The following is a 23,792-nucleotide window of genomic DNA, read 5'->3' on the forward strand; positions in this document are numbered from 1 at the left end:
TAGTTTTGTATCAAAAAAGATATGAAGCAAAGCATGATCCTATTGCACGGGCTTTTTGGCGGACTTAGTAACTGGGAAGGCGTTGTAGCACATTTTCAACCGCATTATGATATTCATATTCCATCTCTGCCCATCTACGAAGCGCATTCCGGCGACCGGCTCGAATACCTTACCAACTTCCTTGATCAATACATCCGCAACGCAGGGCTGCAACAGGTGATCCTTGTGGGTAACTCACTGGGCGGGCATGTGGCCATCCTCTATACCCACCGCTATCCATCGCAGGTAGCCAGGCTAATCCTTACCGGCAGTTCCGGTCTTTATGAAAATACCAGTATGGGTAGTTATCCCAGGCGTGGCAATTATGCTTATATACGCGAGCGGGTAGCCTATACTTTTTATGATCCTGTTATAGCTACAGATGCGTTGGTAGCTGAAGTGTTCCAAACAACCACAGATGCCCGGAAATGCTATGCTATTGTGAAGATGGCAAAATCTGCCAACCGCAATTATGTAGCGGCACTGCTACCGGAAATACGGGTAAGAACATTGTTGATCTGGGGCACGGAAGACAAAATTACTCCGCCGGATGTAGCCCGGGAATTCAGGCGCTATTTACCGCATGCTACACTGGTGATGATAGATAAATGCGGCCATGCACCTATGATGGAACGCCCGGCGGAGTTTAACCAATTACTGGAAACGTTTCTCAGCGAAGCTTAACTTTTACGCCATAATAATTTGCGATAAGCCAGCCAGGCGAGTACGCCTGCCAACACAAATGGCCACAGCCGGATAAAGAAAAGCAGGATGTTGCGGAAAATTTCTGCGCCGCCACGCAGCGCTACCTGCAGCTCTGTGCCAAAGCCTGCACGGGTGATCCTCTCGGGGTTAACGATCACCTGCTCATCGGTAACCTGTGGCTGAAACAATTGCACCGTGAAAGTAGAATAAGCCACATCATCCAGTATCGCGAGGTTATTCATCTGCCGGTCTATGGCTGCATCCACTTTCTGGTCTTTGTATTCCACCACATCAAGGGTAGTTCCATTCTTTGCAGGCGCTACTTTGCCCAATTGTGCTTCCTGCTGTTCCTGGCGTTCGTTCTTCAGCGCATTGGCCAGGTATTTCATGGTCATGTCCTGGTCTTTTACTACGCGGTGATCAATAAATTCAGCATTGGCAGTGAGATCATATACCACGGAATCAAGATGCGCCACCGGTACTTTCAGGGTGAGATTGGCAACGGGTGTGTAAAGCTGTATGTCCTTTACAGAATCTGCTGAATAAGGCACATTGAAATGCTGCACTTCTTCATTCTGTAAATTACTTTCCACTACAATACCGCCCAGGCGCGTAACCAGCTGCTCCATATGTGAAGCGGCTGCAAACACATTACTGACGCGGCATCGCACGTCGGCTGATTTTACTCTTTTGCGGGAAGCGGAATTAAGATCGGTGATGTCGTTGGAGAAGGAAGTGGAGTCTGCAGTGGCAGCATAGTCCCTCATTTCCTTGTTCATATTTCCCTGGCAGGCACACAGCGCCAGCAGGGGGATACCCAGGTAATAGAGTGAAAGACGCATAACAGGAGAATTTAACCTTTATACAGGCAACATGAAAAAGGTAACCTTTAAAAAATGTTAAAGTCGTTTTCACCTTTTACATGATAACATCATTTAGTATCTTTAGGTGAGATATAAAACAGCATGCCCGTTCTTCCAAAAAAATACCAGACAAGGAAAGCAGAAATTACCGCAGACTTTATTACCGCGGTGAATGAACATATAGACCAGGTAATGGGTGGCCGCATAGACAAGATGTATCATATCCAGGACTTTGCCCGCCTGTTATTCATTCACCCGGTACACCTGAGCAATACCATTAAGTTGCATACCGGTCATGCGCCCTGTTATTTTTTTGAGATGAGATTAATGGAAGAAGCCAGGAAAATGCTGCTTGACCAAACACTTACCATTACGGATATTGCGGCAAAGCTAACATTCGACAATTCTAATTTCACCAAATTTTTCAAACGCTTTGAAGGAGTTACCCCTTCCCAATACAGGCTGCAGCATGCAGCTTCTTCAGAGGTAGCGCTGCAGGTAAATGGGCTTTAAGAAATAATAATTATTAAGGGGCTTGTTATCGAACAGATCGCCGTCGTCAAAATAAAATCCATTGGTGAACTCTGTTTTTGAGTTGAGCTGTATTTTACCGGTGCTATGCTCCACTATAAAATACACGGGGATGATCACATAATACTTCCCGCTTTTCCCGGTAAATTTATTCCATTTAATATCCAGTTCTTCCAGCCTGAAGATGCGTGGTTTCAGGTTACCTGCCACATTGGTGGAGCAATCCAGTTTAGTGATAGCGCCGTGATCTATTTCTGCTTTTACGGAGAAAGCAAGACTGGTAGTGCCGCTCTTCATAGGCGCAAGCGCGGAGTCCATAAACCGGCTTAGTTGCTGATATGTATCGCTGAAAGTAGGGGCCTGCTGGGCTTTGGAGCTGATACCGGAATAAAGGATGCCTATGTTGAGGAAAATGATATAGAAACAGTTAAATCTCATAATACCAGTTTTTCATCAGAAATAACGTTCACGCCTATCCTGTTTTAACTATATAGTTAAGTTACGATTTCTTCCGTCTAAAAAGATCGCAGGGCTATAAAAAACTCAAGGTAATTGAAAGGCATAGGGTTGCATATAGCGGGGAAATATTATTTAAACGGGAAAGCGGATCTGGTCTTTCTTTGGGGATAAAGCGGCCGCTAACAACGGATTTCATGGCGGTTAATTTAAGTGCGCAATATAGTAGAAAACCTGTTTATAGCAAAAGGGTGTAGCAGTACCTGTTACACCCTTTTGCTTATTAATACAGTTTAATTTATCAGAATTTAACGGCCTTGCCGGTACGTACAGATTCGCGGGCTGCAGCCAGGATCTTCACTACAATTACATTATTGGCCGGCGCATACAACCCGTATGCAGGCATGTTTACTTTTCCGTTCAGCACATCTATCAGGTACCGGAACGGATCTTCATATACCGGTATATCCGTTGCCGTTATACGGCGTGTTACAGCCGGCATCCGTTCATTGTTACGTTGAACCAGGGTATTTTTATCGGCGGCAATGAGGTAACCTTTATCGCCGTATACTTCCATATCCTTACGACTGAAGCTCCAGTTCCACGAGGCCTGTATGGTACATTGCACATCGCCGTAATCAACCAGGATAGTGGCATCATCTTCTGCTTTAGGATATACCTGCGGCTTAAAATGACGGGCTACCGCAGTAACGGATACGGGCAAACGGTTTTTCATAAGCGCCGTCATAAGATTGGCGCCATAACAGCCAAAATCCATGAGTGCGCCGCCCCCGTTTAATACCGGGTCGGTGAGCCAGTTCAGGAATTCCGGTCCGCAGCCAATTTCCTTAGGCCCCTGGTGACCATCATTCACCGTTACCTTTCTTATTTTCCCGGCGTAGCTGCTGTCTTCCAGCAGCTGGAAGGTTTTTGCCACGGAAGGATACCAGCTGGTTTCATAGTCTGTAAGCAGTTGTACCTTATGCCTGCGGGCCAGCGACTCCATGTATTCCGCATCGGCAACTGTGGTGGCCAGCGGCTTCTCCACCATAATATGGATACCACGCGGCGCAGCGGCTTCCACCACTTCGCGGTGGGCTTTAATGGAGCCAAATGCCAGTACTGCAGCAGGCTTTACTGCATCCAGCATTTTATCCAGGTCAGTATAAAAGATATTCTGTGGAAGATGATATTGCCGGGATCTTAACCTAGCCACGGCCGTATCAGGCTCGTAGATGCCCACAATCTGTATGTCCCCTTTATCAGGGCGACCAAGAATAAAAGCCGCATGCCCGTGCGATACACCGGCAACGGCTACACGCAGTGGCTGGGCCATGATGCAGCCAAAAATGTGCATCAGCAGAAAAGTAAAAAAAACAGAACGCATCCCTAAAACTAGGAAATATGTACTGTTTTTTATAACGAAATGATGAACGGTAATTTCCGGGAATACTATAAGCTCACCGCTATTTTAATCACTACTTTCTTTACGGGCATTGGCGTGCTCACCCTGATATTAGGCATATGCAGGTCGGTAGGAAAAAAAATGGCGAACATGCCTTTTTCCAACCGGGAGAAGAACACAGGATGCTCTGCAAACAGCTGGTAGTCGGCCGTTTCATCGTATGCTCTGGAAGGCACCTGCTCGCCCAGGAAATCGTGACCTATCAGTTCTGAACCGGACACCATATACTGGATATCGATGTACTTCTTATGCGCTTCCATTTGTTCGGTGGAGGCATCTACTGTATCGTATTCGTTAACGATAGCGAAGATATTGCTCCCGTCTATTTCATATTTTCCTTTCTCCAGGTTCACCAGGTCTGTTTGTGCCAGGTATTCAAAAGCCTTGATAAATTTAACGCCGAGGCGGTAGTAGAGATGGGCGTTCTGCAGTGTATCCAGTATCATGTGCTGTAAAAGGTATTAATCAGGCGGCAAGATACTTTTTTTCTATATATGCCGTTACGTTTACTTTCCCGTCTGTCTCTTTAACAAAAGCGGCTGAACAGCTTTTTCCCAGATGGCATATCCCGCCTTATTCATATGCAGCATATCTTCCACAAAAAGCTCCCGGCGCGGTTTTCCTGCTTTATCAAGCATCAGGGAGAAAATATCAACGTATCGTATATTTTTTTCTCTGGAGATATAATCTTTGATGAGTGCATTCGACTGCTTCGCCTTTTGGAAGAACTTTTCCCGGGAAGGACTTGGTTTCATGGAAATATATACAACCGGCACTTCCGGGAGTTTACTCCTGATGGTGGTGTACAGTATTTTAAATCTCTGCAATAAAGTATCTGCGGTGGCCGCCTCATTTGTCAAATCGTTCTCTCCCACATAGATCACGATCTGCCGGGGCTGATACGGGAAAATAATATCCCCGGCAAAATAGGTAATGTCGTTGGTCTCCGCGCCCCCTATTCCCCTGTTCAATACCACGTACCGGCTGAAATTGCGCTCCAGGTCGTCCCACTTCCTGATGGATGAGCTGCCCACGAACAGTATGGGATGCTCGGGGGCTGCATACATCCTGTCAAATTCCCTGATGGTATTAACATCCTTAGCGAATCGCAGCGGCGATTGGGCAAAGAGGGAACCGGTTATATTCAGCAGCGCCACACACACAACAACGAAGTATTTTTTCATAACAGTTAATTTTTCAGCGGCTTAAGATAAAAGAAATATTTATTTTGGGACAAACAATTACATGAACACTCATCCTTTAAACCTGATTATCCGCTTTCTGCTGGAGATATTGATGCTGGTAATACTGGGATACCGGGGATGGCACTTTGGCGAAGGATGGCTTTCTTATGTACTGGCGGTGGCATTTCCACTCACCGCCGCAGTGCTGTGGGGTGTATTCCGTATCCCCAACGACCCGAAGCCTGCACCGGTAGCTATTCCGGGGGTAGCACGACTATTATTGGAACTTCTTTTATTTGGCGCAGCGGTGTGGTCGTTATTGTCGCTGGGCTACCCGCGTGAAAGCATTGTGCTGGCAGTGGTGGTGATAATACATTACGCCGTGTCCTGGGACAGAACATGGGTGATGCTGCAAAACAAACCCTACAACGGGTTTGCAGGAAAAAAGATCCTGGGAGTGAAACCCTAAAAATACCAGATGGTTTCCGGCGCCACGCTTACATTCACGGCAGCGCCTTTTTTGAGGTGGGTATCTGTGGTTCTGATGGTAACTATCTCCTCTCCCAACGCTACTTCCGCTTCAAGAAAACTTCCGTAATAGGCAATATCACGGACCTTCCCGGGTATTGCATCTTTTTTGGTGCGTACGATCCTGAAATCTTCCGGTCTTATAAAAACTGGCCTGCCGTTCAGCTCAATACCCGGCAGTCCTTCCAGTATAGCGGCTTTTCCGGGAGCGAGCAAATTATATTTCCCAAACAGCCCCGCCACATATTCATTGACCGGCTGGTTATAGATCTGCTGCGGCGATCCCTGTTGTACTATCTCCCCGTCTTTCATCACCAGTATTTCATCTGCCCAGGGCAGTATATCCACGGGGTCATGGGAGATCAGCATCACCGTAATACCCAGCTTCCCGCCTATATCGCTGATCACATTTTTCAGGATGCTCTTATGGATCATATCCAGGTTGGAGTAGGGCTCATCCAGTAAAAACAGCCTGGGAGAGGATATCAGCAGCCGGGCCATGGCAATGCGCTGTTTTTCACCACCCGAGAGCTGGTCTGTTTTTCTTTTCAGGAGATGGGAAATGCGGCAGATACCATAGATCTGCGCCGCGTCTTCATCGGTGAGCTTATTGGCATAGGACAGAATTTCTTCTACCCGGTAATTATTTCTCAGTTCAAAATGCTGGGACAGATAGGCTGTGCCCGGATGCCCTGGTATCAATACTTCCAGCGAGCCCTTTACACGCTTGCCCTCAAACATTACGGTGCCGCTGTCGGCCTGGGCCATGCCGCCCACAATTTTCATCAGCGTGCTTTTACCGGAACCGGTTTCGCCCGCTATTACTATTTTCTGAAAGGCCTGTTGTGTAAAGCTGACATTCTTTAAAATATAAGCGCCGTGCAGTTCCTTGCTGATGTTTGATACTTCGAGAAAATTCATTCGTGCAAATTAATAAAAAGGGAGATAAAAGCACACCCGCTTATATCTCTCAACAACTTTTAAAATCATTTTTAAAATCCCAAAATAAAAACTCAGGGAAATCATTATAATCAGCGTAATCAGTGTTCCAAGACAAAATCCGCGTGGCGCCGAAGGCGCCACCTCACCCGCGCCAGGCGTTCCGCAGGAAGCGGAGCCAGTTGCCATGCATTACGTTATCGATGTCGGCTGCGCTGTAGCCTCTTTTGCCGAGGAGGGCGGGCAGTTGCTGCATATCGGCAATTGTTTCCAGGTCGTAAGGGCACTGCTCTTTGCCAAAGGCGCCATCCAGGTCGGTGCCAATGCCCACATGGAGGGAGTTGCCGGCGATCTGGCAGATATGATCCATGTGATCGATCATTTTTTCCAGGTTACAGCCCATACTACGGGGATCAGACTGCCCACGCACCCAATCGGGTACCATCATCCAGGCATCGAGGGCGCCACCGATAACAGCGCCTTTCTGAACGAGGACTTTAATCATATCATCACTGAACTGGCGGTTGTGGTTTACCAGGGCACGGCAGTTATTGTGACTGGCCCATACGGCGCCGTTAAACAGGTCCATCGCATCCCAGAAGGCATCGTCGCAAAGATGGGTGGCATCAAGGATCATATGAAGCCGCTCTATTTCCCTGATGAGCTGTTTACCCTGTTCGTTCAGGTGACCGGTGGCATCGGTACCGTTGGCATAGCGGCCAGGCCCGTAATGCGCAGGCCCTATAGCCCTCAACCCGTTGTTATAGGCACGTTCCAGGTATTCCAGGTTCACGATGGAATCGGCCCCTTCCAGGCTGAGAATATAACCAATAGGCTTTTTATCGTTCGGAGTACCGTTATTCCATAGCTGCAGGTGTTGCTCCAGGCCTTGCAGGTCTTTGATCATCACCATTTCACCGGCATCTTCCATCGCTTTATACCAGGCCAGCTGGCCCTGTGTCTGCGCCCATGCCTGTTCCGGTGAATGCCATCCCGGCAAAGGATTATCCGGCGCCACATAGCGGCCGATTTGCGTGGCTACCACCAGCCCGATATTTCCTTTCCGCAATTCCGGGAACGCCACTACGCCTTTGGCGCGGTCTGGTTTATCATTCATGCCGGCTTCTCTTGCGCGGATGGCGGTTACCGGCTGTTGCAGGTCCCTGTTCCATTCCAGCGCATTCATGCTCAGATCAAGATGTGCATCTATTATAAACATAATTCTATCCTTAGGTGGGCTGATCAGTAGAGTTCAAACAAGGCTTCTATTTCCACAGGTATGTTGTCGGGCAGGGAACCAAAGCCCACAGCACTTCTCACGCCTATCCCGTTCTCTTCTCCCCATATTGCAGCAAACAGTTCGCTGCAGCCGTTTATAACATAGGGATGCCGTTCAAAGTCGGGCGTACAGTTTACCATTCCAAGTACCTTGATCACCCTTTTCACTTTATCCAGGCTGCCTACGCGTGTTTTGATGGTAGACAACATCGTTAATCCTACTTGCCGCGCTGCCAGCTTTCCCTGCTCAATGTCCAGTGCATCACCTATCCTGCCGATGATCAGAGATTTATCATTCTGCACAGGACCATGACCGGAGAGATACAGGTATTTGCCATCAATAAGGCAAGGCTTGTAAACACCCAATGGCGATGGAGCCGGTGGCAGTTCCAGTCCCAGAGCAGCTAATTTCTCTTCTGCATGATTGTTTTCCATAGTTACTGTTTTAATACGCCTATAAAGATATCACTTCCTCCTTTGAAAAAAAGTGCAGGTAAGATAGTTAATCTCAGCAGAAAAACAGGCAGTAAGGAGTTTGAGATTTTCAGGGGATGAGGGGTTTACAGAACAGCCGTCTGTATAAGACGGCTGCTTAATCTTCCATGATCTGGCATTGGAATCCATTTTCATTTACCAGCATCATTATTTTTCCGGGATGGAAATTTTCTCCTTCCACTCTTAATACTTTATCACAATCTTCGAGATCGAAATTAATTTTACTATCCGGGAAGTTACGAAGCAGCAGCGCTACTATTTCTTTCGCCGCTGCCACTCTTTTTACATTTGTTACAAATACTTCTACCATTGCAATTAATTTAATTACATATATTTCATCGGCTCGTAATTCAAAAGCCGCCTCCATAAGGCAATCTGTCCTATACAATTAGCCTCCCTGTAAATATTAAACGTAAGCAGATCCCAAAGCGGCATTTTCATACCGGGGAATTCCAATATCTGATCCAGTTGTTCATCGGTTACATTTACCAGTGCTGTTCTTAGCAGCGGGGAAATTCTCTGCCAGTCTTTCTTAAAAATTTCGAGAGATGGATATTGCTGTCCGTTTTTTATTCCCTGGAAGTCTTTAAAAAGATCATTGGCAGAAGATGTTGCCTCCACCTTCAGCAGACCAGCCAGGTCGAACCGTTGCTGTACAAGGCTGCCTGTGAGCCAGGCAACATGATTGGCGGGAGTATCCAGTCTTTTATGTGCATCTTCATCTGAAATTCCATCCAGCACTTTTGAAAAAAATGTGGTATGCAGATCAAACAGTGGAAGGATGCCCTGCATCCGTGTGCTTACAGTTTCCATATAATTTCAATTTTTTGGTTCTCAAACTAACCGTAAGATACCTCATAATTAAAGTCCGCATGGATGCTGATAGAGTCAATATTAGGGGGTATTTGCGACAAATTCGTTATGTTTGAGTAGTTAACTAAAAAATTCACCACCATATGTTACAAATTGGGATCCTGCTTATACGCCACTACAAGCTTTTAAGCCTGGCTGCCATAACAGATGTACTCGACACCGTCAACAAGATTTACCATAAGAACGGTCAGCCTGCGCCATTCAAGATAACCCTGGTACATACCTCAGAAATGGAACACCTTGCGGGAGCTTTCCCGGCTTACGCATCACAACGCATAGATGCGGCAGGTAATTTCAACCTGGTGCTGGTGCCTTCTTTCACCACGGATGATATCCGCCAGTCTATTGCAGAAAACAGGTGTTATCTTCCCTGGTTGCAACAGCAATATAAAAATGGCGCTGAAATTGCCAGCTTTTGCACCGGCGCATTTTTGCTGGGCGCATCCGGCCTGCTGGATGGTAAAATAGCCACCACCCATGTGGATGCCTGCAAGGAGTTTTCCTCCGCTTTCCCTGCTGTGAACCTGTTGTCGGATAAAACCGTTACACATGATTCCGGCATTTACACAAGTGGTGGCGCCACTTCTACCTTCCACCTGCTGCTTCATCTGCTGGAAGTACATTGTGGCATTGAAATAGCAATCAGGACCGCCAAAATTTTCGCTGTGGATATGGGCCGTGATAAACAGTCTTATTTCAGCACCTTCCAGCCTGCCCGTAATCATCACGACGACCTGGTGGCATCTGCCCAGCAACGGATTGAAACCTGTTACCAGGATGTTGGCACCATTGAGGAAATGATCAGGGACATCCCTTCCAGCAGGAGAAATATTGTGAGAAGGTTTAAACAGGTAACTGGTGTAACCCCTATCGAATACCTGCAATTCACACGTATTGAAGCGGCCAAGAAACTACTGGAGGAAACCGGGCAGCAGATGGCGGAAGTGATCTACAATTCCGGCTATAACGATCCCAAAGCATTCAGAAAGGTATTCCGCAAAACAGTGGGAATGACCCCTTCTGAATACCGGGAAAAGTTTAATGCAGCCAGGTCATAATCATGATTGCCACTCCCTGTCCCAGAAAGCTGGCGGCTCTATACCGAGGGCGCGGAGGTACACATATCCCTGCCCGCGGTGATGGATCTCATTGTCAAAAATGTAGAACAGGATGCTCACCGACTTACCTTCATATTGTCCGAAAGCGGTAATTTCCTTTTGAAAAGCTTCCACCGGGATCTTGGGCCACCACTCATCGAGCTTATCGGTGATAACATCCCAAAGCTGTAATAACTCCGCTTTATTGGTGGGGGCAATTACGGCGCCGGTATCTTTCAGGAGCACATCAATACCCAGCCATTCATCGGTAACAACTCCATATACAGATGGGAAGGCCATTCCGCAGAATTCCATTACCAAAGCGGAAAATGGACGCATACCGCCAATGCTGAAAGTAAAAAGCTGGTCTTCCGGAAAGGCTTCAATCATCCTGCGGGTAAGTCCGCGGTGGCCCTGCCAGTGTTTCAGTAACTGATCAGGCGTGATCACAGTGGTAGTAGTTGCGGCAGATAAGGTGTTGTTTTCCATAAGTCTGTATTTTTTGTTTTATGATACAAAGAAAACAACGGGTTGTGACAGCCCTATGTCAGTAGTCCTAAAAAAAACTTACCTGCTATAAAAAAAGCAGGGATAATACCCCGCTTTTCCGGGTGCTTACCAGCCGAAATATGATTTGGCGTTGCCGTAACAGATATCCTGCACCATCTTTCCAACGGCCTCCATATCGTCCGGGATTTCGCCCCGCTCGATCTCCTCTCCGAAAAGATCGCAGAGCAGGCGCCGGAAATATTCATGGCGCGGGTAGGAAAGAAAGCTGCGGGAATCTGTAAGCATGCCTACAAAACGTGAAATAAGCCCCATATTCGATAATGCGTTCATTTGCCGGGTCATGCCCTCTTTCTGATCCAGGAACCACCAGGCGGCGCCGAATTGGATTTTGCCAGGCACAGAACCATCGTTGAAATTACCGGTCATGGTGGCCATCAATTCATTATCAGCAGGGTTCAGGTTATAAATAATGGTCTTGGCCAGTTTATCCTGGCTATCCAGTTTATCAAGGAACCTCGCCAGTGCGCGGGCCTGGGAAAAATCGCCGATGGAATCCCAGCCGGTATCCGGTCCCAGCTGCCGCATCATGCGGGAGTTATTGTTCCGCAGGGCCCCAAGGTGGTATTGCTGTACCCATCCCGATTTCCAGTCCATAAGCGCCAGTTCATACAGGAGCGCCGATTTGAACTGCCGGGCCTCGGTAAGGGTGAGCGATTGCCCACCGCGGATCTTTAAAAAGATCTGCCGGATATCTTTCTCCAGGAAATCATCTGCATATATTTCCTCAATGCCGTGGTCGGATACTTTACAGCCATGTGCCGCAAAAACATCGTGCCGGTCTTTCAGCACCTGGAGCAGGTCGTCGTACGTACGGATATTGACGTTAGCCGTTTCCTCCAGTTTCCCCAGATACCGGTTATATACTTCCGGCGAGTCTACATTCATGGCCTGATCCGGGCGGAAGGCGGGTATTACGGGTATTTCAAAGCCATCCTGTTTTAGCTGGCGGTGATATTGCAGGTTGTCTGCCGGATCATCGGTAGTGCATATCAGCGACACATTCCTGCTGCGTAACAGGTTCTGCACGCTGTATGCCGGTGTTTGCAGCAGCGCGTTGCAGGTATCATAGATCTGCTTTGCAGATGCGGGGCTCAGGATATCGGTTATATTGAAATAACGCTGCAGTTCCAGATGCGTCCAGTGATGCAGTGGATTGCGCAAGGTGTATGGTACCGTAGCAGCCCATTTTTCAAACTTTTCCCAGTCGGTATTGTTGCCGGTACAGTAACTTTCCGGTACGCCATTGGTGCGCATAGCGCGCCATTTATAATGATCGCCGTACAGCCATGCCTGCGTAATATTTTCGAACATGGTATCCGCCGCTATCTGCACGGGTGGCAGGTGACAATGATAATCGATGATGGGCATATCCTTTGCATAATCGTGATAGAGCCGTTCTGCCGCATCGCTATTCAGGAGGAAATTTTCATCCATGAATTTTTTTCTCATCAGTAAATTTTTAAGCATTACAATGACACCCCTCTTTTCCAGGGAATAAAATCATCCTGACCATTAAGGACGGATTTTGCGGTAATGGCGCCGCTGGCTACCTGTATAACGTATTCGAGTATACGTTCTCCCGCTGCGGTGATGGTTTCTTCACCGTCTATAATAGTACCGGTATTAATATCGATGATATCATGCATGCGCTGGTACAGCTTCGTGTTGCTCGACAGCTTGATCACCGGCGCAATGGGGTTACCGGTGGGCGTTCCAAGGCCAGTGGTAAACAGCACCACATTCGCGCCGCTGCCTACTTCTGCAGTGGTGGACTCCACATCATTACCCGGTGTACACAACAGGTTGAGCCCCGGTTGCTGTACCTTTTCAGGGTAATCCAATACGGCAGCTACAGGTGAGGTACCTCCTTTTTTGGCTGCACCGGCAGATTTGATGGCATCGGTGATCAGCCCGTCTTTTATATTTCCCGGAGATGGATTCATATCAAATCCGGAGCCTGCTTCCTCGGCACGCTGCTGGTAGGTACGCATCAACCCGATGAACCTGGTAGCGTCTTCCACGTTGCGGCAACGGTCGCTCATTTCCTGTTCCACTCCGCATAATTCAGGAAATTCAGCCAGGATCACGGAGCCTCCCAACGCGGTGAGCAGGTCGGACGTATAACCGATGGCGGGGTTAGCGGAAATACCGGAGAAGCCGTCGGACCCCCCGCATTCCAGGCCTATACATAATTTGCTCAGCGGCGCCGGCTGCCGGGTGTTCTGGTTTGCTATCATCAGCCCTGCAAAAGTTTGGCGGATCGCATCGGCGATCAGCTGGCTTTCCGTACCGGTTTGCTGCTGGTCCAGTATATAAAGGGGTTTTGAAAACCCCGGATCGCGCTTACTGATCTCTTCCTTCAGCATGCTTATCTGTGCATTCTGGCAGCCAAGGCTCAGCACCGTGGCACCTGCAACATTGGCATGGGTAATATACCCTGCCAGCAGGCCGCACAGTGTTTGCGCATCCTGCCGGATGCCTCCGCAGCCACCATCGTGCGTAAGGAATTTTATGCCATCCACATTTTCAAAAATGCGGCTTCCCTGCGCCCCGGAAGTCTCTTCCGTGTATATGCTTTCAAGGATCTGTGCCGGGTCAGCGCCGGCCTGCTGCCTGGCTACGAGCGAACGGGTAAAGGCCGCATACTTAGCCGGACGGCTATATCCCAGTTCCGGCAGCAATGCTTCTTTCAGCACTTCCACATTCCTGTTTTCACAAAACACCAAAGGTATAACCAGCCAGTAATTGGCAGTACCAACACTGCCGTCTGCGCGGTGATAGCCCATAAAGGTCCGCTGCTGCCAGCGGGAAACATCCGGCGCCTGCCAGGCCGTTTTCCGCTCAGCTGCCAGCTCATAAGCATTGGCAGCATGCCGTACATTCTCTACGGCTATCCTGCTGCCGGCGCTGATGTGATGCTGTGCACGCCCTACCAGTACGCCATACATGAAAATGGCATCGCCTTCTTTCATGGGTGCTGTTGCAAACTTGTGTTTCGCAGGGATCTTTTCCTGCATCGTGTATACGGCGCCGTTATATTCCACCGTTTCATCCTTTTCCAGGTCCTGTAGCGCTACCAGCACATTATCATGCGGATGCACCTTTAATACTTTCTGCTTCATTATCTGTCCTTAAAATTTTACGATACCGTTATTTCCGCTGCTACCTTCTCCAGGTAGGCAGCTACTCCCTGCTCCATTAACGCCTTTAACATGGTAGTTACCAGCTGTGCAAACCCGGGAATAGTGTTGAGATCCAGTCCCCAGATAGCCTGGTTGCCAAAAGCTGTTTTTATCAATACTTCCGGCGAACGCAGCTTCCATTGTTCCGCATACCAGCCGGCATGTTCATCTGTAATAGTATACCCGTTGCCGCCGCGCATAAATAAAGCATGCGCAGCGAATCCCAATGCCATCAATGCCGGTACCTGCCCGGTACGCTGCTGGTATTGCAACAGCGCCGGCAGTACCCGCATTTTGAGCTTAGCCGTATACTGGGCGCAAATGCTTAACCACCGGTGCTCAATAGCGGGGTTACGGAAGCGGTCAAGCACAGCCCCTGCAAAACGGATAGCGGCATCATTACGTATATGTATATTCGTTATAGCCGGGATGATCTCATGCATCATCAATCCTTCCATGTAAGCAGCCATCGCCTCATTATTCATGGTGGCCTTCACGGTTTCATGACCAGCCAGGAAGGCCAGTCCGCAGCTAAGGGTATGGGTGCCGTTGAGCAGCCGGAGCTTCAGCTCACGGAACACATTAATATCGGGCGACAACACCACTCCTGCATCTGTTTCACTAAAGGATAAAACTTTTCTTACCTGTTCACTGCTGGTTTCAATAGCCCATAAACGGTATACTTCAGTCATGATCAGCAGCCCGTCTTCATAACCGGTATCCAGGTCTGCCGCACCGGGCACAATACAATCCACCAGTGAATTACAACAGTAGTTATGATGAGTAAGCCAATCTGTAAAACCTTCTTCCAGCCGGTTAAAGCTACTCAGCTGCAACAGGATCTCACGGAGCCTGCTGCCATTATCCGGTATCAGCTCTGCAGGAACGATCACCATTCCTTTAGTGGCATCTCCTTTAAAGTGAAGATAGCGGTGATACAGGAATGCCAGCAGCTTGCCGGGAAAAGATACCGGCGGCTTTGCATGAATGCTTTCTTCTGTATACACAATACCTACTTCGGTGGTATTTGATATCACTACCTGCATATCCGGATTTTCAGCACAGGCAAGCACCTCCTCCCATTGGGAAGTGGCAGTAAGCACCCTGCTGATGGACGCATTAATAATGTTTTCAGAAACGGGTTTCCCCCCATCAATTCCTCTTATACATTGCGTATAAAGGTTATCCTGTTCATCAAAAGCTTTGGTGCTGCCCTTATCCGTCGATTTCACCACTACCACCCTGCCATTGAATACGCCCTGTTTATTGGCTTTGTCTATAAAAAAACAGGGGAGCCCTCTCAGCAATACCCCTGTGCCGAACTGCAGTACTTTTTCCGGCAGGGCAAAGTATTCCTCACCAGGGATCTGCCATTCATCCTTTTCACGCAGCCGTTTCAGTAACTCTTTTGAAAGTTTCATATCCTCATTATTTAGTCATTGTTTCCATTTCATTGGCAGCTAACAGGTACGCCCCTACGCCTTTGGCGTCATTATCGATCACTTTCTCGCTGAGATAATAGGCATAGCTGCCATCGCGGTAGGGTTCTCCACCTAGTCCGGCTACGCTTACGGTTCCTCCCAGGGTTATATCCCCTTCCGGATTCTTACGGATAAACTGTTTAAGAATACCATTGTAACCTTTCTGAGCTACCGAGCGGTAAGTTTTTGGCAGATAGCCAAGACGCATGCCTTTCGCCAACGCATATACGAACATGCAGGAAGCGGAGGCTTCCACATAATTTCCTTTGCTGCCGGCTTTATCCAGCACCTGGTACCAGCAGCCGGTTTTATCGTCCTGGTATTTCCTGATCGCTGCGGCGGTACGGTTTAAAATGGCAATAAGGCTGTCGCGGCCGGGGTTTACAGAGGGGTAGTATTCCAGCGCGTCTACCAGCGCCATGGCATACCAGCCCATGGCACGGCCCCAGAAGTTCGGCGACTGTCCCGTGGTTTTATTGGCCCACCGCTGTTCCTTTGATTCATCCCAGGCATGATACAGCAACCCTGTGCGTGGATCACGGGCATGTTCTTCCATCAGTACAAACTGCCGCGTAATGTCGCGAAAGGCGCTGTCTTCCCCGAAAAGCGCTGCATATTCCGCATAAAACGGCTCACCCATATAAAGCCCGTCCAGCCACATCTGGTAGGGGTAACGCTTCTTATGCCAGAAGCCGCCGTCGTTTGTACGGGGCTGCTGCCGCAGCTGTTCACGGAGCAGATCAGCAGCCAGTTTGTATTTATTATCTTTAGTAGCTTTATAAAGCGTTAATATAACGCGGCCGTTTTTAATGTTATCGATGTTATAGTCCTTCAACTGGTACGTACGGATATTACCGTTAGTATCTATAAAATGATCCATACTCCGTTGTATGTACCGGAAATACCGCTGATCACCTGTTCTTTTCCATAAGCCGGTGAATCCCTCCAGTACCACGCCCTGGTCGTACGACCATCTTACCGGCCTGCCTGGCTGTACTTCCAGCGAATCGCTCCAAATACGCATTACTGTGGCGGCCATCCCGGCTGCGCCGGTTTGAGCCTGTGCAAGTGAAACTGATAACAGCAATGCAGTAGATAATAATGATGTTTTAAAACGCATGATCTTCTGTTGATTGGGTTTTAGTATCGCGGTAACTGCAACTATCGAATGTAATATGCTTTGTATTGCGTGTTTGCACCGGTTTCTGGCCGGAAGAGGTAAGCAGATACACTTTATTGAAGTGTACGTCTTCCGCCTCCAGGCACTGAATGCCTTCCTCTGCCTTTATCACCAGGTCCCGCAGGTGGATATTGCGTACAGGCATTTCCGGTAGTCCGCGTATGAACACGGCTTTTTTTGCGCCGCTGCATACAATGTTATTCATATAAAAATTGCGGAACACCGGGGTGGCATCCGTTACCGGCAATGTTTCCACACGTGGGGCGGTCCTCTTCTCCCCTGCCAGCGGCACGGGGTCTTTAGCTGCATAATACATATCAAACAGGATGGCTTCACCGGGAATATCTTTCATGTTGATATTAGCGGCATAAATATCCTCCACTATGCCGCCACGGCCCCTGGCAGTTTTGAAGCGCAGCCCGATGTCGGTACCCAGGAAAGAGCAATCCGATACATAAATATTACGGGCGCCGCCGGACATTTCGCTGCCTATCACAAAGCCACCATGGGCATGATACACGATGCAGTGCTGCACTATCACATTTTCGGTAGGCTTGCCCCGTTTACGCCCCTGTTCGTCCCTGCCGGATTTAATACAGATTCCATCATCGCCCACATCAAAGGTGCAGTCTACGATCTGCGCCTGGCGGCACGATTCAAGGTCCACACCATCCCCGTTCTGTGCATACCAGGGGTTTTTAGCATAAATACCACGCAGGGTGATATTTTCGCAAAGCAGGGGATGCAGGCACCACGCAGGTGAATTCTGGAAGGTGACCCCTTCCAGCAATACATTCTTACAGGAGGCTATGCTCACCATATTTGGCCGCAGGAAGTCTTTTATACCAGCGTAGTCTGCTACTTTGCTACCTGGCTTGATAACACCTGGCTGATTGGTATTGGCGCCGCGATAAGACGATTGTGTAGGATACCAGTTAGCGCCGTCCGGGCCTACCAGGCCACCGGATGCCACCAGCTTCTCCCATTGGGTTTCAGTGAGCTTTGCCTTCTTAACAATACGCCACGCATCACCGCCACCGTCAAGGATGCCACTACCGGTAACGGCTATATTTTCCTGGTTGATGGCAGAAACAGGCGCCTGGCAACGCACCGCTTCCAGCCCTTCGTAGGTGGTGTTGATCAGCGGGTACTGGTCGAAGTCGGTTGTAAACTGCAACACGGCATTCTTTTCCAGGTGAAGGTTCACATTGCTTTTCAGTACGATGGGGCCGGTGAGCCACATGCCGGAGGGCACCAGCACCACGCCGCCGCCCTTATTGTTACAGGCACTGATGGCCTCGTTGATAGCTTTGCTGTTTAGTGTAATACCATCTGCTTTTGCACCAAACGAGGTAATTATAAAAGTATCTTTCCTGAAATGCGGTTCATAGATCTGTGGTAGTTCGTAGGCATATTTGCCTTCAAAAGGAGTTTGTTGCAGGTAATCTGCCAATGGCAATTTCTTCTCCCTTATTTCACGCGCCACCAGCGCGGCTATAGTAGCAGCGCCATAAGCGGAAAAATGTGTATTGTCTGTAATACCCTGTGGCAAAGAGTTATAATGCCCCGGAGGCGTAGTACGAAACATTTTCACGGTAGCTGCTTCTCCTTCCTTGCTCAACAGTGCTGAACTGCTTTGCTGCAAGTCGATCAGCGGCGTTTGCGTAGCCTTTGCCACGGCTCTTACCACTACGGGATAAGCGCCGTGGGTATCTTCCAAAACTCCTTTGGTAAATTTACGGCGTGCCACCGGCGTAATAAGCACGGGATGGGCGCCCCTGGCACGGGCCTCTTTTACAAAACGTTCCAGGTTAGTTTTATAAGCTCCTTCCGGTGCGGCATAGCGGGTGGAATCACTGATCTTCCCATCGTTATGGCCAAACTGGATCATCACCCAATCTCCCGGCTTCAGTTGCGCCAACACACTATCCCATCTATGTTCATCGATAAAGCTCTTGGTGCTTCTCCCGTTTACTGCATAGTTCCTGATGATAATATCTTTTTCAAAAAATTGCGGGAACAATTGCCCCCATCCCCGTTCTGGATTATCTTCCAGCGGTTTGTCTGCCATCGTGGAATCGCCGATCATGAATATAACCGGTTTGGGACCGGCCGGCGCCAGTCCCAATAATGATAATAAAAGTATCTGGAGAATTTTCATTAGTTATATTTATCGTTCTGCTTAAATTCATCTTTATTTGTTACGGCGTCGATCTGGTCCTGCGGAATGGGCCGCAGTGTGTGGTACGACTGAAAATATGCATTGGCGTCGGGATTATGCAGGGCAATCCGTTCTCCGAGTTTACCGGTACGTTTCAGATCAAACCAGCGAAGCTGTTCACCAGCCAGCTCTCTCGCCCGTTCATCAAGAATAAAATCAAGATCGATGTCTGCGGCTTTAACCACCATCTCTGCTTCATGCCCTGTAATAGCGGCCCGTTTACGGATCACATTAATATACTCTGCAGCTTTGGAAGAATTGCCCAGCTTAAACTGTGCTTCCGCCGCAATAAGGTACATTTCGGCAAGCCTGATAATAAATGCATCCCTGGCGCTTTGTTCTTCGTTCATAGATGCCCGTGTGGGGTCATCAAATTTGTTGAGCGACACATAACGGGTGCGGTCCTTTCCTCCACCATTTTCTGTATACACGGCATTCCTGTCGTAAATCCGGTATTTGGTGGAAGCAGGCAGCACATACTTACTGCAGTAGATAGCAGTATCGCCCAGCTTCATGCCTGCAGGTGCAGTTTTAAGGTTATTACAATACCATACCTGTTTGAAAGATCCCTCATAACGTGCATCGGCATTTTCATTAAAGAGGTTTAACAGGAAAAGCGTAGGCATATACCTGTTAAATGGCCGCTGGTTGAGGATATCCCGCTGCATACCGGGCAAATCATCATACTTCATGGCAAACAGCATATGCGCGTTGTTGGCGCCGCGGGAGTGCCCGTTAGGAAACAGCGTAGCGTCTGTCCGGTCGTCAAACACAAGATTCTTCATGTAATTTACCGCCCAGATCACTTCCTTGTTCTGCAGGTTGTCCATACGCCAGAGATCCGCGTACTTCGGCTGCAGCGTATAGCCATAACTGTTAATTACTTTATCTGCCAGGTCGGCGGCCTGCTGGTTCATGCCACGGGTGAGATACATTCTTGCCAGGAAAGCTTCTGCAGCTGGTTTTGTAACACGGCCATAGTCGGATGTAGTAGTGGGCAGGTTATTCACCGCTTCGCCCAGGTCACGGAAGATCTGCGCATAAAATGTATCTACCGGCGTACGGGTAGCCGTAGTAACCACCCCCGAAGTTTCGGTGAGCGTGAAATGAACACCGCCCCAGGTTTCCACGATATGCCAGTAGTAAAAAGCACGAAGAAAATGCAGCTCTGCAGCGCGTATCCTCTTACGGTCTTCCGGCAGCCCTGCGTTATCGATCCGGTTAATCCCCGCATTGCACAGGTTGATAGCCGCATACAGCTGTTTCCATAAAACACTCATCACGGAATTACTGGCCTGCAGGTTATTATAGTTGGTCATGTCCGGGTATTTATCACCGGTGCCGCTGGTCCATATATCGGTCCCCATTTCGGAGATGCTATATCCTTCTTCCTTCCCATACCACCAGCGGTTGTAGGTATACGCGGCATTTACCAGCGTTTCAAAACCTTCCGGTGTGGAATAAACGGCATCAGTGGTAGTGCCACCGGGATTGTATTCTTCCAGTTGCTTATTACAGCCGGCAAGACTTCCCGCCGCGATGCACAATATGATGAGGTATTTATTTATACTGGGTGTCATTGTTACGTTTTTAAAGATTAGAACTCAACATTTATTCCTGCTACATACATCTTCGTGAGCGGATTACTCAAATCACCTCCTCTTTCCGGGTCATAATCCTTCACTTTACTGAAAGTAAAAAGGTTCTTACCGGTAACGTATAAACGAAGACTGCTCAGGTGCAGCGACTTCAGCGCTTCAGCGGAAAACGTATAGCCGAGGGAGAGATTGCGGATCTTCACGAAAGAACCGTCTTTATATCCCAGTGTTTTGATGAAAGGTGTACCGTCTTTGGAAAGACTGGCATTGGGCCGCGGGTAATCGTTGGATGGATTTTCGGGAGTCCAGTAGTTAACCGGTGCACTGTTCTCCAATCCCTGCGGATCATACTTCGCTGCATACTCTGAATTGATCCATTGGCCAATGCGGGCAAATACGTAAATATTGAGATCAAAGTTTTTATACCGCAGATCGTTATTGAAACCACCGCTCCATTTGGGCACCTGTGCGCCCAGTATCACACGGTCGGATGTATTGATAGTGCCTTTACCGTCCTGGTCTTTCACTTTGATATCACCTGGTTTGTAACCATATTTTGCAGCTTCGGCCGCTTCTGATGTTTGCCAGATACCTGTTTTCTCGTAGTCATAATACACTTTAACAGGAGAACCAATAAACCATCCGTTAGCTACGTCATTGGTACTGCCATCTGCCAGCGCAACAATTTCTTCCTTGTTACGGGAGTACACGATGTTGGAAGTCCACCGGAAATCACCTGTTGATATATTTGTTGTATTAATACCTATTTCAATGCCCCTGTTACGGGTTTTGCCAATGTTCTGCACTACGCTGCTTACGCCGGAAGAAGTTGGCAATGTGCGTTGCAGCAACAGGTCTTTTGTTTGTGTATCATAGTAGTCGATGCTACCGGAAATCCTGTTGGCAACAATACCGAAATCGAGCCCTATATTCTTTGTGGCAGACAATTCCCATTTAAGCCCCTTGTTACCGGCCTGGTCGCCAATAGCATAGGCAGTAGCAGCATTGGTATCATCCCAGGAGAAAGGTATTTTGGTGAGATAGCTCATGGTAGAATAAGGATCCACCGCATCATTACCAGCTATGCCATAGCTCACTCTCAGCTTCAGATCGCTGAAAAAGGTCTGCGACTTCATGAACGTTTCGTCGCTGATACGCCAGGCCGCGGCTACTGAAGGGAAGAAAGCCCATTTGTTGCCCGGAGATAATTTGGAGGATCCGTCGGACCTGCCGGTGAGCGACAACAGGTATTTTCCTTTGTAGGCATAATTCAGCCTGCCGGTAAAGGAGATCAGTTTGCTCGACTGGTACATACTTCTTACTGCGATGCCGCTTACGTTGTTTTGTAAAGCATAGTACAGCTGTGAGGGTAACAGTTGCCCTTCTCCCTGCATCATTGAGGAATCACGCTGGTCCGATAATACGCTGGCTACGCCAGTAAAACCAAAGGAATGATCACCGATTGTTTTTGTATAGGTAGCCACGTTTTCCCAGCTAAGGAAGCGGCGGGTACTGCCGTTCGATTGAGACCGGGAAGTAGAGGAAGTAGAACGGTCAATAGAGTTTTTCGATGCAAATACACCCTGTTTGGCATTTTCCAATGTTACCCCAAAATTCGAACGGAACAGGAAACCGCTGAAAGGAGTCAGTTCCAGGTAGGCATTGAGAAAAGTGCGGGTAGTACGGGTGTTATTCTGGTAAGCGTTCGGTTGCTCATCTGCCAGAGGATTGATAGCCGAGCCACTGTTAGGGAACAGCACAAAGTTTCCGGCAGAATCATAAGGGATAGCCAGGGGAATATACTTGTTCGCCTGGTTAAGCGGATCGCGGCGGGCACTCTGATCGTAGTAAGTGATCTGGCTTTGCGCACCTACCTTGATCGCATCGTTAATAGTCTGGTCAATATTCAAACGGGTAGAATAACGTTTGAGATCATCCAGCTTCAGCAATCCTTTTTCATTGAAATAGTCGAAGGAAAAATAAACTTTTGTTTTTTCTGATCCTCCGGAGATGCCTGCCTGGTAATCTTGTTGTAAACCGTTATGCAACAGCAGATCAGCATAATCAGCCCAGAGATTGTTCTTAATTTCATTCAGCTCAAATGCGTTGAATATTTTGGGATCATCGGCTTCGCTGGCCCATCTGCCTGTGGTACGGTTGGCTTCTCTTTTCAATGCCGTATATTCCTGCCCGTTACTCATGCGCGGGTAACCGTTTACTTCAGAGGAACCAACATAGGAGCTCACATTAACTTTTGGCTTACCGGAGGAACCGCGTTTGGTGGTGACCATAATTACACCGTTAGCACCACGGGAGCCATAAATGGCGGTGGAAGACGCATCTTTCAATACTTCCATCGACTGGATATCGTTAGGATTGATATCCTGTATATTTTCATACTGCACACCGTCAACAATATACAGCGGACCATTGCTGGCCCTGATAGACCTGTTACCTCTCACCGTTACATTTACTTTTGCACCCGCTGCGCCGCTACTGCGGGTAATATCCACACCGGGCAGTCTTCCCTGCACTGATTCCATCACATTGGTAGAGGGTACTTTTTTAAGCTCCTCTCCTTTCACCGACACCACAGCACCCGTGAGATCCCTTTTTTTCACAAGGCCATAACCTACCACTACAATTTCATCCAGTTTCTTATTGTTAGGCTCCATTTTTATTGTCATGTTAACATTATCCGCTGCCAGTGTAACTGCTGTGTACCCTATGTAGCTGAATAACAGGTCTGTTTTTTTTCCTTCCGGCACCTGTAAGGCGAAGTTTCCGTGTGCATCTGTTTGAGTGCCCGTGGTAGTGCCTTTCACCTGGACGCTTACAAGCGGCAAGGGATCGCCGGTGGCGGCATCTGTGACCTTCCCTTTTACAGTACGGGTCTGTGCAATCGCCCAGCTGCCGAACCCCAGCAGCAATAAGCAAATGAGATAAATTCTTTTCATAACGTTTGGCGTGAATTTTAAATGGCAAATAAAGATTCTGCGATAATCAGCGTGGTGATTTAATTGGTTGAAACAGGAGCTCTTTCTTCCATGTTGTGCTGTTACAAGTCTACTGAACAATTTGCTAACGGTGAAGTTTATTTACGCAAT

General features: G+C 48.3%; 22 protein-coding genes. 4 read left to right on the forward strand and 18 right to left on the reverse strand.

The genetic code is table 11. The features are described 5' to 3' along the window. Window positions 1–33 precede the first annotated feature (33 nt). Window positions 34–723, forward strand: a complete 690-nt coding sequence (locus ABIE50_RS24295) for an alpha/beta fold hydrolase (RefSeq protein ID WP_354028160.1) — start codon at window positions 34–36, stop codon at window positions 721–723. Here ABIE50_RS24295 and ABIE50_RS24300 read toward each other — a convergent pair. Beyond that, window positions 720–1,586: a DUF4349 domain-containing protein gene (locus ABIE50_RS24300; protein ID WP_209858778.1), complete on the reverse strand. Its 867-nt coding sequence runs from the start codon at window positions 1,584–1,586 to the stop codon at window positions 720–722. The genes ABIE50_RS24295 and ABIE50_RS24300 overlap by 4 nt on opposite strands. Window positions 1,587–1,709: 123 nt before the next feature. On the opposite strand from ABIE50_RS24300, the gene ABIE50_RS24305 reads away from it, so the two are divergent. Further along, a complete protein-coding gene (locus ABIE50_RS24305) occupies window positions 1,710–2,120 on the forward strand; it encodes a helix-turn-helix domain-containing protein (RefSeq protein ID WP_209858775.1) in 411 nt (136 codons plus the stop codon). On the opposite strand, the gene ABIE50_RS24310 is transcribed toward ABIE50_RS24305, so the two are convergent. From ABIE50_RS24310 to ABIE50_RS24325, 4 genes are all read right to left on the reverse strand, one after another. Next, complete coding sequence (locus ABIE50_RS24310) at window positions 2,088–2,576, reverse strand: hypothetical protein (RefSeq protein ID WP_209858773.1); 489 nt, start codon at window positions 2,574–2,576, stop codon at window positions 2,088–2,090. The genes ABIE50_RS24305 and ABIE50_RS24310 overlap by 33 nt on opposite strands. 319 nt (window positions 2,577–2,895) lie before the next feature. After that, window positions 2,896–3,951 carry a Gfo/Idh/MocA family protein gene (locus ABIE50_RS24315; protein WP_354028161.1) on the reverse strand — a complete coding sequence of 352 codons (1,056 nt, stop codon included), beginning with the start codon at window positions 3,949–3,951 and terminating at the stop codon, window positions 2,896–2,898. 95 nt (window positions 3,952–4,046) lie between these two features. Then, complete coding sequence (locus ABIE50_RS24320) at window positions 4,047–4,505, reverse strand: NanQ anomerase/TabA/YiaL family protein (protein ID WP_209858770.1); 459 nt, start codon at window positions 4,503–4,505, stop codon at window positions 4,047–4,049. Window positions 4,506–4,565: 60 nt separating this feature from the next. Beyond that, window positions 4,566–5,243, reverse strand: a complete 678-nt coding sequence (locus ABIE50_RS24325; RefSeq protein WP_209858768.1) for a GDSL-type esterase/lipase family protein — start codon at window positions 5,241–5,243, stop codon at window positions 4,566–4,568. Window positions 5,244–5,304: 61 nt separating this feature from the next. Here ABIE50_RS24325 and ABIE50_RS24330 point away from each other — a divergent pair, with 61 nt between their 5' ends. Then, a complete protein-coding gene (locus ABIE50_RS24330) occupies window positions 5,305–5,712 on the forward strand; it encodes a YrdB family protein (protein WP_209858766.1) in 408 nt (135 codons plus the stop codon). Here ABIE50_RS24330 and ABIE50_RS24335 read toward each other — a convergent pair. The 5 genes from ABIE50_RS24335 to ABIE50_RS24355 form a co-directional block, all read right to left on the reverse strand. Further along, window positions 5,709–6,692 carry an ABC transporter ATP-binding protein gene (locus tag ABIE50_RS24335; protein ID WP_209858764.1) on the reverse strand — a complete coding sequence of 328 codons (984 nt, stop codon included), beginning with the start codon at window positions 6,690–6,692 and terminating at the stop codon, window positions 5,709–5,711. The two genes, ABIE50_RS24330 and ABIE50_RS24335, sit on opposite strands and share 4 nt — an antisense overlap. A gap of 163 nt (window positions 6,693–6,855) precedes the next feature. Continuing rightward, complete coding sequence (locus ABIE50_RS24340) at window positions 6,856–7,929, reverse strand: dipeptidase (protein WP_209858762.1); 1,074 nt, start codon at window positions 7,927–7,929, stop codon at window positions 6,856–6,858. Window positions 7,930–7,952: 23 nt separating this feature from the next. Next, complete coding sequence (locus tag ABIE50_RS24345; RefSeq protein WP_209858760.1) at window positions 7,953–8,423, reverse strand: RidA family protein; 471 nt, start codon at window positions 8,421–8,423, stop codon at window positions 7,953–7,955. 157 nt (window positions 8,424–8,580) lie between these two features. Continuing rightward, window positions 8,581–8,793 carry a hypothetical protein gene (locus ABIE50_RS24350; RefSeq protein ID WP_209858758.1) on the reverse strand — a complete coding sequence of 71 codons (213 nt, stop codon included), beginning with the start codon at window positions 8,791–8,793 and terminating at the stop codon, window positions 8,581–8,583. 14 nt (window positions 8,794–8,807) lie between these two features. Then, window positions 8,808–9,296 carry a DinB family protein gene (locus tag ABIE50_RS24355; RefSeq protein ID WP_209858756.1) on the reverse strand — a complete coding sequence of 163 codons (489 nt, stop codon included), beginning with the start codon at window positions 9,294–9,296 and terminating at the stop codon, window positions 8,808–8,810. Window positions 9,297–9,439: 143 nt separating this feature from the next. On the opposite strand from ABIE50_RS24355, the gene ABIE50_RS24360 reads away from it, so the two are divergent. Continuing rightward, entirely contained in the window at window positions 9,440–10,414 is a 975-nt protein-coding gene (locus ABIE50_RS24360) for a GlxA family transcriptional regulator (RefSeq protein WP_209858754.1), read from the forward strand. On the opposite strand, the gene ABIE50_RS24365 is transcribed toward ABIE50_RS24360, so the two are convergent. The 8 genes from ABIE50_RS24365 to ABIE50_RS24400 all read right to left on the reverse strand — a co-directional run bounded on the left by ABIE50_RS24365 (window position 10,415) and on the right by ABIE50_RS24400 (window position 23,642). Then, window positions 10,415–10,942 carry a DinB family protein gene (locus ABIE50_RS24365; protein ID WP_209858752.1) on the reverse strand — a complete coding sequence of 176 codons (528 nt, stop codon included), beginning with the start codon at window positions 10,940–10,942 and terminating at the stop codon, window positions 10,415–10,417. 126 nt (window positions 10,943–11,068) lie between these two features. Continuing rightward, window positions 11,069–12,472, reverse strand: a complete 1,404-nt coding sequence (gene uxaC, locus ABIE50_RS24370) for a glucuronate isomerase (RefSeq protein WP_209858750.1) — start codon at window positions 12,470–12,472, stop codon at window positions 11,069–11,071. A 17-nt stretch (window positions 12,473–12,489) separates the two neighbouring features. Further along, the gene (locus tag ABIE50_RS24375) at window positions 12,490–14,145 is read right to left on the reverse strand and encodes a UxaA family hydrolase (RefSeq protein ID WP_209858740.1); all 1,656 of its coding nucleotides are present in this window, start codon (window positions 14,143–14,145) and stop codon (window positions 12,490–12,492) included. A 17-nt stretch (window positions 14,146–14,162) separates the two neighbouring features. Then, the gene (locus ABIE50_RS24380) at window positions 14,163–15,626 is read right to left on the reverse strand and encodes a tagaturonate reductase (protein WP_209858738.1); all 1,464 of its coding nucleotides are present in this window, start codon (window positions 15,624–15,626) and stop codon (window positions 14,163–14,165) included. A gap of 7 nt (window positions 15,627–15,633) precedes the next feature. Next, on the reverse strand, window positions 15,634–16,806 hold the full coding sequence (locus ABIE50_RS24385; RefSeq protein WP_209858736.1) for a glycoside hydrolase family 88/105 protein: 1,173 nt from the start codon (window positions 16,804–16,806) through the stop codon (window positions 15,634–15,636). Beyond that, the gene (locus ABIE50_RS24390; protein ID WP_209858734.1) at window positions 16,796–19,027 is read right to left on the reverse strand and encodes a glycosyl hydrolase family 28 protein; all 2,232 of its coding nucleotides are present in this window, start codon (window positions 19,025–19,027) and stop codon (window positions 16,796–16,798) included. The genes ABIE50_RS24385 and ABIE50_RS24390 overlap by 11 nt, the downstream gene beginning before the upstream one ends. Beyond that, window positions 19,027–20,667, reverse strand: coding sequence for a RagB/SusD family nutrient uptake outer membrane protein (locus tag ABIE50_RS24395; RefSeq protein ID WP_209858732.1), 1,641 nt, complete (start codon window positions 20,665–20,667; stop codon window positions 19,027–19,029). The genes ABIE50_RS24390 and ABIE50_RS24395 overlap by 1 nt, the downstream gene beginning before the upstream one ends. A gap of 17 nt (window positions 20,668–20,684) precedes the next feature. Further along, window positions 20,685–23,642, reverse strand: a complete 2,958-nt coding sequence (locus ABIE50_RS24400) for a SusC/RagA family TonB-linked outer membrane protein (protein ID WP_209858730.1) — start codon at window positions 23,640–23,642, stop codon at window positions 20,685–20,687. Window positions 23,643–23,792 lie beyond the last annotated feature (150 nt).

Source organism: Chitinophaga sp. OAE865, from assembly GCF_040546735.1.
In the GTDB taxonomy this organism is placed as follows: domain Bacteria; phylum Bacteroidota; class Bacteroidia; order Chitinophagales; family Chitinophagaceae; genus Chitinophaga; species Chitinophaga polysaccharea_A.